This is a genomic window from Halomonas sp. DP8Y7-1, assembly GCF_019801685.1.
GTDB lineage: Bacteria > Pseudomonadota > Gammaproteobacteria > Pseudomonadales > Halomonadaceae > Halomonas > Halomonas litopenaei_A.
In genome coordinates this window covers 494,087-507,988 of record NZ_JAHVIN010000003.1, presented here as the reverse complement: position 1 = coordinate 507,988, position 13,902 = coordinate 494,087, and the positions used below count along the sequence as shown (strand labels likewise).

Here is a 13,902-nt window from a genome sequence, read left to right as displayed (position 1 = left end):
GGGAATCGCTCATTCGCTGGCCTCCGTTTGCGGCTGGCCCAGGCAGGCGCCTACGGCGAAACGCTCGGCTCGGGCACGTAGCAGCTCATTGATCGGCAGCGCCTTGCCACCGGGCAGCTGGGCATGGGTGATGCGCAGGCGCTCGCGGCCATCTTGACCACAGGCGACCAGCAGCTCTCCTTCCGCCTTGACGATGGTGCCTGGTGTAGCCGCGTCAGCGCTGTCCACGGCGTCTGCCAGATGAATGCGCAGGCGGTCATCGCCCAGGGCACACCAGGTGACAGGCCACGGATTGAACGCCCGCACTCGCGCGGCGAGCGTTTGTGCATCCTGGCGAAAGTCCAGTTCCGCCTCGGCCTTGCTCAGCTTGGCGGCGTAGGTCACGCCGCTATCCGGCTGGGGCGTCGGCGTCAGCTCGCCTGCGGCAAGCTGATCAAGGGCATCGACAATGGCTTTGCCCCCCAGGCTGGCCAGGCGGTCGTGAAGCTCGCCACCCGTCGTGGTATTGCTGATCTCGGTGCGGCGGATCATCAGCATGTCGCCGGTATCCAGGCCTTCGTCCATCTGCATGATGGTCACACCGCTTTCGCTGTCGCCGGCTTCAATGGCTCGCTGGATCGGTGCAGCGCCGCGCCAACGTGGCAGTAGTGAGGCATGCACGTTGAGGCATCCAAGGCGGGGGGCTTCGAGCACGGGAAGCGGCAGGATCAAGCCGTAGGCCACCACCACCATGACATCTGCCTCCAAGGCTGCCAGCGCTTGCTGCTCCTCAGCATCCTTGAGCCGCTCCGGCTGGTATACCGGTATGTCATGAGACAACGCCAGTGACTTCACCGGGCTAGGTGTCAGTTTGCGACCGCGTCCTGCAGGTCGATCTGGTTGAGTGTAGACGGCAATCACCTGATGGTGACTGTCGAGTACCGCCGAGAGGCTCTCGGCAGCGAAGTCAGGCGTGCCAGCGAAGATCACGCGCAGCGCTTGGGTCATGTTCAGGGCCTTGGCCGAAGAATGCGGAGTCAATAGTAACGGAGACGCGAGCAACGACGAAGGCCGATAGCACTTGGAGTGCTATCGGCCTTGCATCTTGATGGCGATGGAGAGGTAGGGGTCAGGCGCCTTGCATTTGACGGTGGCGCTTCTGCATCTTCTTCATCACGCGGTCGCGCTTGAGCGGCGACAGGTAATCGACGAAGAGTACGCCCTCGAGATGGTCGAGTTCGTGCTGGATGCAGTGGGCCAGCAGTCCGTCGGCTTCGAGCTCGTAGGGATTGCCATCACGGTCCAGCGCCTTCAGGTGCACGCGCAGGGCGCGCGGGACTTCAGCGTAGTACTCAGGAATGGACAGGCAACCTTCCTGCATCGGCTCGCGCTCGTCGCCCAGCGGCGTGACCTCGGGATTGATCAGCACGACCGGCGTTGACTGGTCTTCGCTGACATCGATCACGATGACCCTGCGGTGCACATCCACCTGCGTGGCGGCAAGACCAATGCCAGGGGCTGCGTACATGGTTTCCAGCATGTCATCGACCAGCTGGCGGACTTCGTCATCGACGTGCTCCACGACAACCGCCTTGGTGCGCAGCCGCTCGTCTGGAAACTCGAGAATGGGGAGTCTGGCCATGCTGTGGTTCCACCGTTGTTCGTACAGTTCGTGATGCCCATTTTAGGGGGGCGCTGCAAGTTGCAGTAGCCGCTGTCGTCTATGGGCTTGATAGGCGACCACTATACCATGCTCAAAACGTCATCGCCTGATACCGCGTGGCGTTGCGGCGAAGCCCATCGCTTTGCGGCGTGGCGGGCCTTCTACACTGGCTAAATATAAGCAACGACGAAAGTAGCGCCGTTAGCGCCAGCGACGTCCACGCTGACAGCCACACCTTCGGCCATGACGGAAGTGGCGGCGTGGGCGACAACGGCAAAGCAAGAACATCAGCAAGCACATCAACAAGAACGACAGCGATAACAATAACCGGCGCGACAGCGTCACTGACTATGCGTCGATGTTTCCCAGGGAGGGTAGACATGGACTCCGACTTCGAGCGTTGGATGGTATTGCAAGCGCTTCCCCAGGTAGGACCGAAGCGCCTGGCACGGTTACGCTCCCTGAATCCTGCCTGGCCGGAAGGCTGGTTGCCCGGCTTGCCCCCCATGGCTGCTGCGGCACTGCGACTGTGGCTGGAGCACCCACGCCGCAGCCCGCTGACGGCGCCTGTCGAAGAGGCCCTGGAATGGCAGGCCCAGGGGGTGGTACATGGGCAACAGCGTCATTTACTGCATCCGGGGCATCCACGCTGGCCGGCCTTGCTCGATCAGATTGCCGATCCCCCTGTGGTGCTCTGGGCGCTGGGGGATCTGGATGCGCTGACCCCACCGCGGCTGGCCCTGGTGGGGTCGCGGCGTCCTACCCGGGAAGGCCTGGTCAATGCACGCAGTTTCGCCATCAGCCTGGCGGAAGCGGGGTGGTGCCTGGTCAGTGGCATGGCGCTGGGAATTGATGGCGCGGCTCAGGCCGCAGCTCTGGATGTGGGCGGGCGCAGCGTTGCCGTGCTGGCCGGTGGTGTCGATGTCGTCTATCCCGGCCAACATGGCTCACTGTACCGGCGCCTGCGGGATGACGGTGGCCTGTTGCTGGCCGAGTCTGCCCCTGGACGCAGGCCTCATTCCGGGGATTTCCCCCGGCGCAATCGGATTGTGACGGGGGTGTCCTGTGGCGTGCTGGTGGTCGAGGCCGCAGAGCACAGTGGCTCTTTGGTCAGTGCCCGCCTGGCCGGGGAGCAGGGGCGGGAAGTGCTGGCGGTACCTGGCTCTATCCACTCCCCTCAGGCAAGAGGCTGCCTGCGACTGATTCGTGAGGGAGCCGCCCTGATACGTCACCCCGATGACTTGTTCGAGGAGCTGGCCAGTTGGGGGCCGCGTCAGGGGGCAGTGTCCTCGACTGGGAGTGAGGCGCCATCCGGCGCCGCTGCCCGCTCGCTGCTCGATCTGCTGAGTGCCAGGCCATTGCCGGTGGATGTGCTGATGGGGCTGGCGGGTTGTGATGTCGCCACCTGTCAGCGCGAGTTGACCTTGCTCGAGATAGAGGGACACGCCGGCTTGGTGGCCGGTGGGTGGGTCAGGCTGGGCGGAGGCAGCTAGAGGCCAAGTATCGCCCGCTCGCGAAGCAGGGCGCAGTGCGACGCGTCCGGTGCCTCATGCTAGTATGCGGCTCCAACCCGTTTATCACGATGTGCCGATTCGGACTTCGATGCCATGAGTGACCCTGATTCCATTCTGACCTCAGCCACCGCCGTGCTTCGCCGTGGTGGTGTGATTGCCTACCCCACCGAGGCCGTGTGGGGGCTGGGCTGCGATCCTGACAACGACGAGGCGCTGAAGCGTTTGCTCGCGCTCAAGCAGCGGGACCCCGCCAAGGGGGTCATCCTGGTAGCGGCAGATATTGCTCAGTTCGATGCCTGGCTGACCGCCGTATCAGCAGAACAGCGAGCCCTGTTACTGGGCACCTGGCCTGGGCCCAACACCTGGCTCGTGCCCGACAACGGGCGCACCCCGGCGCTGGTGCGCGGAAGCCATGACAAGGTGGCGCTACGGGTCAGCGATCATCCTGGGGTTCAGGCTCTGTGTCGCGCCTTCGGGGGGCCGCTGGTATCGACCTCTGCCAATCGCGCTGGAGAGCCTCCGGCCATGAGCGAAGCCGATATCCATCGGATCTTCGGCGATGAACTCGACGCAGTGGTGCCCGGTGACCTGGGGGGAAATCCGCGCCCCAGTATCATTCGCGACCTGGTCAGTGGTGAGGTGCTGCGCCACTGACGATGGCGCGGCAGCCTTGTATTTGCACAAGACCGGGGTGGGGCGTGACGCGACAACGCCCATTCGACAAGCAACGACGGAGTCGATGTGACACAGCCAAATCTCGACGTGGTCAAACGCTATCTGCTGGAGCTTCAGGATCGCCTGTGCGAGGCGCTGGAGCATGCCGATGGGCAAGCGCACTTTCGTGAGGACGACTGGGTTCGCGAGGCAGGAGGCGGCGGTCGCTCGAGGGTCATCGAAGACGGTGCGCTATTCGAGAAGGGCGGCGTCAACTTTTCCCATGTGCACGGCACAACCCTGCCTCCCTCAGCCACCGCCGCCAGGCCGGAACTTGCGGGTAGGGGCTTTCAGGCCATCGGCGTATCCTGGGTGTTGCATCCGCATAACCCCCATGTGCCGACCAGCCACGGTAACGTGCGCTTCTTCATTGCCACTGCCGAGGGCGAAGCGCCGGTGTGGTGGTTCGGTGGTGGCTTCGACCTGACCCCGTTCTACCCCCAACACGAAGACGCCTGCCATTGGCACCGCGTTGCCAGAGACCTTTGCGAGCCTTTCGGTGAGGACGTCTATCCGCGCTACAAGCGCTGGTGTGACGACTACTTCTTCCTCAAGCATCGGGATGAGACGCGAGGGGTGGGCGGTCTGTTTTTCGATGACCTCAATGAAGGTGGCTTTGATCGCTGTTTTGCGTTTCAGCAAGCCGTGGGAGATGGCTTTCTCGAGGCCTATCTGCCGATTGTCGAACGCCGTCGCGATACGCCCTGGGATCAGCAACAGCGAGACTTCCAGCTGTATCGGCGCGGACGCTATGTCGAGTTCAATTTGGTATGGGATCGGGGCACGCTGTTTGGCTTGCAAAGCGGAGGTCGTACCGAGTCGATTCTGATGTCGATGCCGCCGCTGGCGCGCTGGGAATACGACTATCGACCCGCAGAGGGAAGCGCCGAGGCGGCCTTGCAGGATTACCTGCGCCCTCGTGACTGGCTGGCCGAAGAGCAAGAGCAGGCCACCAGCGCTTCCCCGTGAGCGGCTTCCGGCGCCCGCCGTGGGCGGGGCGGTGATCCTCCCGTCGCGATATTGATGCAGTGTTTGCTCAGGAGCAGAAATGACTCGCTATTGTGTGTTCGGCCATCCCATCGGTCACTCCAAATCACCGGCCATCCATGCGGCCTTTGCAGCCCAGACAGGTGAGAACATCGAATACGTGGCCATCGAGGCGCCGCTGGATGACTTTGCCGGCGCTTGGCAGACGTTCGTGGCATCCGGGGGACAGGGGGCCAATGTCACTGTCCCCTTCAAGGAGGAAGCGTATCGACTGTGCACTCAGCTGACCGAGCAGGCCCGTCGCGCAGGAGCCGTCAACACCCTTAGTCTGCTGCCTGACGGCAATCTGGAAGGGGATACCACGGACGGTGTGGGCCTGGTCGCGGATCTGAAGCGTCAGGGCGCACGCTTGCAGGGCGCCAATATCCTGGTCCTGGGGGCTGGAGGCGCGGTACGTGGGGTATTGGCGCCGTTGCTGGCCCATGACCCTGCTGGCTTGACCGTGGCCAACCGCACCGCGGCCAAGGCGAGCGCCCTGGCGCAGGATTTTGCCGATCTTGGCACTATCCGGGGGGGCGGCTTCGACAGTGTGGCGGGGCCCTTCGATCTGGTCATCAATGGCACCAGCGCAAGCCTCTCGGGAGAGCTGCCACCCCTGCCGGACGATCTCTTCGCCGAGGGCGCGCTGGCCTACGACATGATGTATGGCGCCGAGCCGACCGTGTTCATGGCGTGGGCAGCAGAGCGTGGTGCACGCAGTGTCGATGGATTGGGCATGCTGGTCGAGCAGGCCGCCGCGTCCTTCGCCCGTTGGCGAGGCGTCGCTCCGGAGACGGCGCCGGTGCTGTCGACGTTGCGACAGGCGTTATCGGCGGGTGCCTGACCATCGTGGCCATGGCCGCTATCCACAACACACAGCAGGCGCCACCAAGGCGCCTGCTGTGTGTTGGACTGGGGCGGTGTACGGGGGGGGTACAGGGAGAGGGTCAGGGCAGCGGGTCCGGCAACGGGGCTGGTATGGCGCCCGGCATTCGCGTCCGATATACAGCCCGGCTTTCGCGTCCGATATAGAGCCCCGGTATTGAGAGACCAGCACTGGCGCCTTAGCGGCGTCGCCGATAGAGCCCCACCATGCAGCATCCCAGGCCGATGACCGACACCAACAGGCCCCCGTTGACCAACCACGGGCTGCGGACGATCCACGGTACAAAGGGTGATGGGCTCTCGCTGCATTGACCCGTCAGATAGTTCCAATGTCCTTGGTCGATCATCTCACATTGGCGAATATCGCCCCATTCCGCGAAGTAGAACCCCAGCAGTAGCAGGATGGGCAGGACCAGCAACAGCAGTCCGAGGCGATTGAGGGTCATGACGACGGCGCTCCTTGATGAACGGCTCAGGGTGCCTTGCAGTTAGGCCTGAGGCCATTCGCCTGGGCCTGCTCGTAGCGGGCCATGGCATCACCCATGGCGGCTTCCAGACCCGCGATGCGGTTGCCATGTGCCGGGTGAGTCGACATCCATTCCGGCGGCTGGCCACCCCCTGCAGCGCTCATGTTCTGCCACAGCTGGACGCTGGCGCGTGGGTCGAACCCGGCCTGGGCCATCAGCTCGAGGCCAATGGTATCGGCCTCACTTTCGTGGCTGCGCGAGAACGGCAGCAGGATGCCGTACTGGGCGCCCATGCCCATGGCGGCCATCAGCTGATCGCTGCCGGTGACTCCCTGGGTGCCCAGCGCCGAGCCGACCACGGATAGTCCCAGCTGCGTCGCGCTCTCGGTGGAGGCGCGCTCGTTGGCATGATGAGCCAGCACATGGCCAATTTCATGGCCGATCACGGTGGCCAGCTGGTCCTGGTTGGTGGCGACGTCGAGCAGGCCGGTGTTGACCCCTACATAGCCACCCGGCAAGGCGAAGGCATTGGCGTCTTCCGACTCGAACACCTTGACCTGCCAGTTCTGGTTGCGCTGATCATCCGGCAGCGCCTGCACCACATTGCGCGTCACGCACTGCACGTACTCCAGGGTGCTGCCGCCTACGGTAGGCAGCTGCTGCTGGTACTGGGCAAAGGCCTGGGCTCCCATCTGATTAAGCTGCTGCTCGTCCAGCAACAGCATCTGGGAGCGGCCCGTCGGTGAGGTCGCACAGGCAGCTACGGTCGCCATGATGGCGCAGGCGCCAACAGCCTTCATCCAGCGCATGGTGAGTCTCCTTGTCGTGGTACAGCGGGCATCGCTTGCCCGTGTAGAATCAGAAGCGTTTGGCCAAAGATACCCGGACTGCTGGAAGGGTCAACCGCAAAGGTGGTGCAACCTGGGTCTCCGCGAGGCGACACTGACCCTGACCGGCGGCTTTAACACGCGACAAGGACACTCACCCCATGGATACCCAACTAGCGCAGCGCTTGCTCAACCTTCTCGACCGTGTCGACCCCTGGCTGCCTGAGCCACCTACGCCTGTCGACTGGCGCCGTGATGTGGCGGCGCTATGGCAGCGTCATGCCCTCGGCGGCCAGCTGGTGCCAGTGCCCCCCAGGGACGCCCTTGGGCTCGATGACCTGGTGGGCGTCGAGCGCCAGAAACGCGAACTGGTGGCCAACACACGAGCGTTTCTGCAGGGACTCCCGGCCAATCACGCGTTGCTGTGGGGTTCCCGTGGCAGCGGCAAGTCTTCCATGGTCCGCGCCTTGCTGAATACCTTGTCCGACGAGGGACTGCGCTTGATCCAGGTAGACCGGCACGATCTGTCCGGGCTGCCGATACTGGTGGAGCAGCTACGGCACCAGCCCGAGCGCTTTGTGGTGTACTGCGATGATCTGTCCTTCGAAGGTTCGGATGACGCCTACAAGGCGCTGAAGAGCGTGCTGGATGGCACCCTGACAGGGCCTCCCGACAACGTGCTGATTTATGCGACCTCCAACCGCAGGCATCTGATGCCCGAGCATATGAGCGACAATCTGGAGAGCCGGCTGACCGCGGACGGGGAGGAGCTGCATCACGGTGATGCGGTGGAGGAAAAGATCTCGCTGTCCGACCGCTTCGGCCTGTGGCTGGCCTTTCATCCCTTCAACCGCGACACCTACCTGGAGACCTGCCGCCACTGGGTCTCGCGGCTAGGGCATGCGGGCGACTGGACAGATGAGGCCGACACGGCAGCAGTTCGCTTCGCGACACTTCGCGGCGGGCGCAGTGGACGCTGTGCCTATCAGTTTGCGGTGGACTGGGTGGGTCGACACCGTCTGGCGGAACAGCCATAGAAGCAAAACGCCCGGCCACCTCACGGTGGCCGGGCGTTGGCGTGCGGCTTGAGCCGGATTACCTGCGGTTCTTGCGCGCTTCCTTGGTACGTCCCAGCTCGCGCTGCTTGGCCTTGACCTTATCCGAGGCGTCGGCCATGCGGTCGTACGGGTTCTTGCCGGAGCGGAACTCGAAACGCATGGGGGTGCCCCGGACCTTGAGCACCTTGCGGAAGGTGTTGGTCAGGTAGCGCTTGTAGGCGTCGGGCAACTTGTCGGTCTGGTTGCCGTGCACCACGATGATAGGCGGATTGCTGCCACCCTGGTGGGCCATCCGCAGCTTGATGCGGCGGCCGTGGATCATCGGCGGTTGGTGCTGCTCCACCGCGTCCTGCAGCAGGGTCGTCAAGCGGTTGGTCGACCAGTGGCTATTGGCCGAAGCGAAGGCGCGCTCCAACGAAGGATAGAGGTCACCCACCGCGGTGCCATGCAACGCCGAAATGAAATGCAGCTCTGCATAATCGGCAAAGCCCAGGCGACGCTTGATTTCGGCGCGCATCTTGTCCTTGGCTTCACTTTCCAGGCCATCCCACTTGTTGACCGCCAGCACCAGGGCGCGACCCGAGGTCAGCACATAGTCGAGAAGGTGCAGGTCCTGCTCCACCAGGCCGCTACGGGCATCCAGCACCATGATCGCGACGTGACATTCCTTGATCGCGTCGAGGGTCTTGATGATCGAGAACTTCTCGGCGATTTCGGTCACGTTCTTGCGCCGGCGTACACCGGCGGTGTCGACCAGCACGTAGGGCTTGCCCCGGCGCTCGAAGGGGATCTCGATCGCGTCTCGGGTGGTGCCCGCTTCATCGAAGACGACGACACGATCCTCGCCGAGCAGGCGATTGACCAGCGTCGACTTGCCGACGTTGGGACGACCGATGACGCCGATACGAATGCCCTTGCTGCCGGTGTCGGCGGGAATGTCCATGTCGCGCTCAGGGAACGGCGACAGCACCTCGTCGATCAGGGCCGTGACATTGCGACCATGGGCAGCCGCGATCGGGCGTGGCTCGCCCAGACCGAGCTGCCAGAAGTCGGCCATGGCCGAATGCTCTTCCAGGCCGTCGGTCTTGTTGACCACCAGCCAGGTCTTCTTCTGGTTGACCCGCAGGTGGTTGGCAATGGCCTCGTCAGCGACGTTGAGACCGGCCCGTGCGTCCACCAGGAACAGTACGATGTCGGCTTCGTCGATGGCTTGCAGCGACTGCTCGGCCATCGCGGCATCGATACCTTCCTCGTCACCGCTGATACCACCGGTGTCTATGACGGTGTAGGCCTTGTTGCCGAGCATGCCGTTGCCGTACTTGCGATCCCGGGTCAGTCCGGGGAAGTCGGCGACCAGCGCATCACGCGAGCGGGTGAGGCGATTGAACAGGGTCGACTTGCCCACGTTGGGGCGGCCGACTAGAGCGATAACGGGGGTCATGGGCGGATGTCCAGAGCCTCCAGGCTTCCGTCATTGGCCAGGGCGTAGACGCGCTTGCCATCGGTGAGCGGGCGCACGCTGACGCCGGAGCCGTCGATGTGGGTGCGGCCAACCATGCGGCCGCTGCTGGCGTCAATAAAGTGCACATAGCCCTCGGCATCACCGAGCACGATGCGGCCATCGGCGAAGGCCGGGGCAGTGACAGAGCGACCGTAGAGGTCTTCCTGGCGCCACAGCTCATTGCCATTGTTGGCGTCGAAGGCCACCAGGCGGCTGGCTTCATCGACGACGTACAGGGTGTCGCCCACCAGCACCGGGGTGTGGTAGCTGGACATTGGCGTTGACCACAGGGTCTCACCGCTCTGGGCGTTGAGCGCCACCACGCGGCCGTTGAAGCTGGTGACATACAGTCGACCGTCCGGCGTCAGCACCGGTTGACCGGCCAGGTCCACCAGGCGATCGATGTCGTTCATGCCGGTAGCGACGGCGATGGTCCGTTCTGAGATCTGCTGGCCGGAGCGATTGTCGATGATCGACAGGCGGCCATTGGCGAAGCCAGCAAAGGTGACCTGGTCAATGGCGGTCGGAGTGCCGGTACTGCGCAGGGTCAAGGACGGCATAGTGGCGGTGAAGACCCACTGGCGGTCGCCTGACAGGCGGTCCAGAGCCGTCACCGTGCCATCCACCGCCTGGACGATCAGCAGTTGCGACGTCGGTTGCGGTGCTGCCAGCACTTCGCTTGGGACCTTGGTGCGCCACTTGACGCGTCCATTGTCCTGGTCGAGTGCCACCACTTCACCATTGCGGGTAGCCAGGAAGACGTCGCCGTCTACAGCGGTGATGCCGCTGGAAATCGGAGATTCCAGCTCCACTTCCCAGCGGGTGTCGCCATTGGCGGTGTTGAACGCCTCGACCAGGCCTTCCTCATCGGCGGCGAACAGCGTCGACCCGGACAGCGCGGGCTCGATGGGATAGGTCGCCTCGCCCAGGCCGGCGCCAACGCCTTCGCTCCAGCGCGTATCCACTTGGGTCGATTCAGCGAAGTCCTTGAGTTCCTTCGGCGGATATTGTGGCTCGGACTTGCTCGCGCAACCCGCCAGCAAAGCGGCCATGGTCACGGCGGTGGCGATGGCGATCCGGGTCTTGGTGGTGCGCTGCTTCATAGTGTGGCCTCCTGGTCGCCAAGGTCATCGAGCTTGAGCGAAATGCCGTAGAGCGGTTGGCCGTTCTCGTCGGCCAGGGTCTGGGCGCTTTGCCAGGCCTTGGCGGCCTGGTCGCGTTGACCTGTCGCGTGGTAGATGTCGCCGCGGATGTTGTCGCGCTGTGCTGCAAGCGCAGCAGGAATATCGCCATCCAGCGTAGCCAGCGCCGTGTCGTGCTGGCCCTCGGCACTCTGCAGGCGAGCCAGGCGCAGACGCGCGATACCGACCAGATAACCGTCGTCACTGCTTTCGATCAGCGACTCGAGCGCTTCCCTGGCCGCTTCCAGATCGCCGCCGTCGACCTCCAGACGCGCCTCCATCAGCAGCGCAAGCTCGCTGTAGAGCGTGTCACCGTGGTCTTCCCGCAGCGATGCGACCAGCGACTCGGCCTGGGTCAGAGCGTTGTCGCTCAGCTCATCGCGGCTGGCCAGGTCCAGCAGCTGCTGATAGCTGCTGGAAGCGGCCACGGACTGGCCTTCCTGATAGTCCTGCCAGGCATTCCAGCCGAACACGCCGGCGGCAGCCAGCACGGCGCCCGCGATCAGCGAGGTGCCGTTTTCTTTCCACCAGCGCTTGATCGCCTCAAGCTGCTCTTCTTCCGTTCTCAGCTCCGCCACGGGCGGTCTCCTTCTGAAATGGGGCTATCACTCGGACAGCAGGCGCTCTAGCGTCGTCTCGAGCGAGGCCTGCTCGACCAGCTGCTGCTCGCGGTCGTCGCGCAGGAACTTGATGGCCACCTGGCCCGTGTCACGTTCGTTTTCGCCGATCAGCAGGGCCAGTCTGGCGCCGCTGCGATCCGCTTTCTTGATCCGGCTCTTGAAGCTGCCGCCGCCACAATGCAGCTGCACGCCAAGCTCCGGCAGCTGGTCGCGCAGTGTTTCAGCGAGCGCCATGGCATCGCCATCGGTGGCGCTGTCCATGCCGAGGACGTAGACGTCCAGCGGCGCGCGGGCCTCTTCAGGGACAATATCCAGCGTCTCCAGCAACAGGATCAGGCGCTCGATTCCCATGGCGAAGCCGACCGCCGGGGTCGGCTTGCCACCAAGCTGCTCGACCAGGCCATCATAGCGGCCTCCAGCGCACACGGTGCCCTGGCTGCCCAGTGCATCGGTCGTCCACTCGAACACGGTGCGACAGTAGTAGTCGAGCCCACGCACCAGGCGCGGGTTGATCACGTAGTCGATACCTGCGGCATCAAGACGCGCGGTGAGCGCGTTGAAGTGATCGCGAGATTCCTGGTCGAGATGATCCATCAGCTGCGGCGCACCGCTGAGCATCTCGGCCATGGCTGGATTCTTCGAATCAAGAATCCGCAGCGGGTTGCTGGTCAGGCGGCGGACAGAGTCCTCGTCCAGCACCTCTCGGTGGGCGTCGAAGTAGGCCACCAGCGTGTCACGATAGGCGGCGCGGGCTTCATTGGAGCCAAGCGAGTTGAGCTCCAGGGTGACGTGCTCGAACAGTCCGAGCTGCTTCCACAGCCGCGCCGACAGCAGGATGACTTCTGCGTCGATATCAGGACCTTCCAGCCCATAGGTCTCGACGCCGACCTGATGGAACTGGCGATAGCGGCCCTTCTGAGGGCGCTCGTGGCGAAACATCGGGCCGGTGTACCAGAGGCGCTGCGTCTGGTTGTAGAGCAGACCGTGCTCCATCGCCGCGCGAACGGCGCTGGCGGTGCCCTCTGGACGCAAGGTCAGGCTGTCCCCATTGCGATCGTCGAAGGTGTACATCTCCTTCTCGACGATGTCGGTGACCTCGCCGATGGAGCGGGCAAACAGTGCGGTCTGCTCGACGATCGGGGTACGAATCTCGTTGTAGCCGTAGCGCTTCATCAGCGCCTGTACCTGGGCCTCGAAGTACTGCCACACGGGCGATGCATCCGGCAGCAGGTCGTTCATGCCACGGATGGCCTGGATCTTCTTGCTCAAAACTTGCTCCTTGGTCTCGCCGCTCTTGCTTCTCGTAGGCTGACTGTGACGTTTAGCCGGCGCCTGTTCGCCGGGACGGGGTCACAGCTGGCGAGCGATGACGTTCTGTTCGGTAGCTTCCTTCTCGGCGACCTTCTGGCGAATCAGCGCCTCGAGATCGTCGACCAGGTGGTCGTTGCGCAGCTTGCTGGCAGGCTTGCCATCGATGTAGACCAGGTTGGCGGGGGAGCCGCCAGTCAGGCCCAGGTCGACTTCCTTGGCTTCGCCGGGGCCATTGACCACACACCCGATGACCGCCACATCCAACGGTGTCATGACGTCTTCAAGGCGTTCCTCGAGGGCGTTCATGGTGCTGATGACGTCGAAGTTCTGGCGCGAGCAGCTGGGACAAGCGATGAAGTTGATGCCCTTGGCGCGCAGGCGCAGGCTCTTCAGCATGTCGAAGCCGACCTTGATTTCCTCGACCGGGTCGGCGGCCAGGGAGACCCTGATCGTATCGCCGATGCCGTCCATCAGGAGCATGCCAAGGCCGATCGACGACTTGACGGTGCCAGACCTCAAACCGCCCGCTTCGGTGATGCCCAGGTGCAGCGGCTGCTCGATGCGAGCGGCCAGATCGCGATAGGCCGCCACCGCCATGAACACGTCTGAAGCCTTCACGCTGACCTTGAAGTCAGGGAAGTCGAGACGGTCCAGGTGATCAATGTGACGCATCGCCGATTCGACCAGAGCGGCCGGTGTCGGTTCCCCGTACTTCTTCTGCAGATCCTTTTCCAGCGAGCCGGCGTTGACGCCGATGCGAATCGGGATGCCGTTGTCACGAGCTGCCGATACCACCGCCTGGACGCGATCCTCGCGGCCGATATTGCCTGGGTTGATACGCAGGCAATCGACCCCAAGCTCAGCCACCCTCAGCGCGATGCGATAGTCGAAGTGGATGTCTGCGACCAGGGGTACCTGGGTGCCTTTCTTGATGCGACCGAAGGCCTCGGCGGCCTCCATGGTCGGCACGGATACGCGCACGATATCGGCACCGGCCTGCTCCAGCGCGCGAATCTGCGCGAGGGTGGCCTCGACGTCCAGCGTATCTGTGTTGGTCATGCTCTGGACCGAGATGGGGGCGTCGCCCCCAACCGGCACGGAGCCGACGTGAATCTGGCGTGACTTGCGTCTGATGATCGGTGAGTGCGAATGCATG

At 63.8% G+C, this 13,902-nt stretch carries 14 protein-coding genes; 5 read left to right on the top strand and 9 right to left on the bottom strand.

From position 1 onward, the window contains the following. Positions 1 to 9: 9 nt before the first annotated feature. Together fmt and def are read right to left on the bottom strand one after the other, a co-directional pair. Positions 10 to 987 carry a methionyl-tRNA formyltransferase gene (fmt, locus tag KUV41_RS04095; protein WP_222484436.1) on the bottom strand — a complete coding sequence of 326 codons (978 nt, stop codon included), beginning with the start codon at positions 985 to 987 and terminating at the stop codon, positions 10 to 12. A 121-nt stretch (positions 988 to 1,108) separates the two neighbouring features. Then, entirely contained in the window at positions 1,109 to 1,621 is a 513-nt protein-coding gene (def, locus tag KUV41_RS04090; protein ID WP_206941611.1) for a peptide deformylase, read from the bottom strand. 401 nt (positions 1,622 to 2,022) lie between these two features. On the opposite strand from def, the gene dprA reads away from it, so the two are divergent. The 4 genes from dprA (at position 2,023) to aroE (ending at position 5,740) form a co-directional block, all read left to right on the top strand. Continuing rightward, positions 2,023 to 3,135, top strand: a complete 1,113-nt coding sequence (gene dprA, locus KUV41_RS04085) for a DNA-processing protein DprA (protein WP_222484434.1) — start codon at positions 2,023 to 2,025, stop codon at positions 3,133 to 3,135. A 114-nt stretch (positions 3,136 to 3,249) separates the two neighbouring features. Further along, on the top strand, positions 3,250 to 3,810 hold the full coding sequence (locus tag KUV41_RS04080; protein WP_206941601.1) for an L-threonylcarbamoyladenylate synthase: 561 nt from the start codon (positions 3,250 to 3,252) through the stop codon (positions 3,808 to 3,810). A gap of 87 nt (positions 3,811 to 3,897) precedes the next feature. After that, the gene (hemF, locus tag KUV41_RS04075; protein WP_222484432.1) at positions 3,898 to 4,839 is read left to right on the top strand and encodes an oxygen-dependent coproporphyrinogen oxidase; all 942 of its coding nucleotides are present in this window, start codon (positions 3,898 to 3,900) and stop codon (positions 4,837 to 4,839) included. Positions 4,840 to 4,918: 79 nt separating this feature from the next. After that, positions 4,919 to 5,740, top strand: coding sequence for a shikimate dehydrogenase (gene aroE / locus KUV41_RS04070; RefSeq protein WP_222484431.1), 822 nt, complete (start codon positions 4,919 to 4,921; stop codon positions 5,738 to 5,740). Positions 5,741 to 5,960: 220 nt separating this feature from the next. On the opposite strand, the gene KUV41_RS04065 is transcribed toward aroE, so the two are convergent. Together KUV41_RS04065 and KUV41_RS04060 are read right to left on the bottom strand one after the other, a co-directional pair. Beyond that, entirely contained in the window at positions 5,961 to 6,227 is a 267-nt protein-coding gene (locus tag KUV41_RS04065) for a hypothetical protein (RefSeq protein WP_206941592.1), read from the bottom strand. A gap of 26 nt (positions 6,228 to 6,253) precedes the next feature. Then, positions 6,254 to 7,057: a M48 family metallopeptidase gene (locus tag KUV41_RS04060; protein ID WP_206941590.1), complete on the bottom strand. Its 804-nt coding sequence runs from the start codon at positions 7,055 to 7,057 to the stop codon at positions 6,254 to 6,256. 179 nt (positions 7,058 to 7,236) lie between these two features. Here KUV41_RS04060 and KUV41_RS04055 point away from each other — a divergent pair, with 179 nt between their 5' ends. Next, positions 7,237 to 8,112, top strand: coding sequence for an ATP-binding protein (locus KUV41_RS04055; protein ID WP_222484429.1), 876 nt, complete (start codon positions 7,237 to 7,239; stop codon positions 8,110 to 8,112). A 58-nt stretch (positions 8,113 to 8,170) separates the two neighbouring features. Here KUV41_RS04055 and der read toward each other — a convergent pair whose 3' ends face one another. The 5 genes from der to ispG form a co-directional block, all read right to left on the bottom strand. After that, positions 8,171 to 9,574: a ribosome biogenesis GTPase Der gene (gene der, locus KUV41_RS04050; protein ID WP_222484427.1), complete on the bottom strand. Its 1,404-nt coding sequence runs from the start codon at positions 9,572 to 9,574 to the stop codon at positions 8,171 to 8,173. Further along, entirely contained in the window at positions 9,571 to 10,737 is a 1,167-nt protein-coding gene (gene bamB, locus KUV41_RS04045; protein ID WP_222484425.1) for an outer membrane protein assembly factor BamB, read from the bottom strand. The genes der and bamB overlap by 4 nt, the downstream gene beginning before the upstream one ends. After that, positions 10,734 to 11,393 carry a YfgM family protein gene (locus KUV41_RS04040; protein ID WP_206941583.1) on the bottom strand — a complete coding sequence of 220 codons (660 nt, stop codon included), beginning with the start codon at positions 11,391 to 11,393 and terminating at the stop codon, positions 10,734 to 10,736. The genes bamB and KUV41_RS04040 overlap by 4 nt, the downstream gene beginning before the upstream one ends. Positions 11,394 to 11,420: 27 nt before the next feature. Continuing rightward, positions 11,421 to 12,704 carry a histidine--tRNA ligase gene (gene hisS / locus KUV41_RS04035; RefSeq protein ID WP_261315890.1) on the bottom strand — a complete coding sequence of 428 codons (1,284 nt, stop codon included), beginning with the start codon at positions 12,702 to 12,704 and terminating at the stop codon, positions 11,421 to 11,423. A gap of 81 nt (positions 12,705 to 12,785) precedes the next feature. Then, positions 12,786 to 13,901 carry a flavodoxin-dependent (E)-4-hydroxy-3-methylbut-2-enyl-diphosphate synthase gene (gene ispG / locus KUV41_RS04030; protein ID WP_206941579.1) on the bottom strand — a complete coding sequence of 372 codons (1,116 nt, stop codon included), beginning with the start codon at positions 13,899 to 13,901 and terminating at the stop codon, positions 12,786 to 12,788. Position 13,902: the final 1 nt, after the last annotated feature.

Excerpts from the sequence above, each read along its gene's own strand:
- KUV41_RS04065 (WP_206941592.1), bottom strand. The coding sequence starts at position 6,227 with ATGACCCTCAATCGCCTCGGACTGCTGTTGCTGGTCCTGCCCATCCTG.
- der (WP_222484427.1), bottom strand. The coding sequence starts at position 9,574 with ATGACCCCCGTTATCGCTCTAGTCGGCCGCCCCAACGTGGGCAAGTCG.
- KUV41_RS04055 (WP_222484429.1), top strand. The coding sequence starts at position 7,237 with ATGGATACCCAACTAGCGCAGCGCTTGCTCAACCTTCTCGACCGTGTC.
- fmt (WP_222484436.1), bottom strand. The coding sequence starts at position 987 with ATGACCCAAGCGCTGCGCGTGATCTTCGCTGGCACGCCTGACTTCGCT.
- aroE (WP_222484431.1), top strand. The coding sequence starts at position 4,919 with ATGACTCGCTATTGTGTGTTCGGCCATCCCATCGGTCACTCCAAATCA.
- def (WP_206941611.1), bottom strand. The coding sequence starts at position 1,621 with ATGGCCAGACTCCCCATTCTCGAGTTTCCAGACGAGCGGCTGCGCACC.
- dprA (WP_222484434.1), top strand. The coding sequence starts at position 2,023 with ATGGACTCCGACTTCGAGCGTTGGATGGTATTGCAAGCGCTTCCCCAG.
- ispG (WP_206941579.1), bottom strand. The coding sequence starts at position 13,901 with ATGCATTCGCACTCACCGATCATCAGACGCAAGTCACGCCAGATTCAC.
- bamB (WP_222484425.1), bottom strand. The coding sequence starts at position 10,737 with ATGAAGCAGCGCACCACCAAGACCCGGATCGCCATCGCCACCGCCGTG.
- KUV41_RS04060 (WP_206941590.1), bottom strand. The coding sequence starts at position 7,057 with ATGCGCTGGATGAAGGCTGTTGGCGCCTGCGCCATCATGGCGACCGTA.
- KUV41_RS04080 (WP_206941601.1), top strand. The coding sequence starts at position 3,250 with ATGAGTGACCCTGATTCCATTCTGACCTCAGCCACCGCCGTGCTTCGC.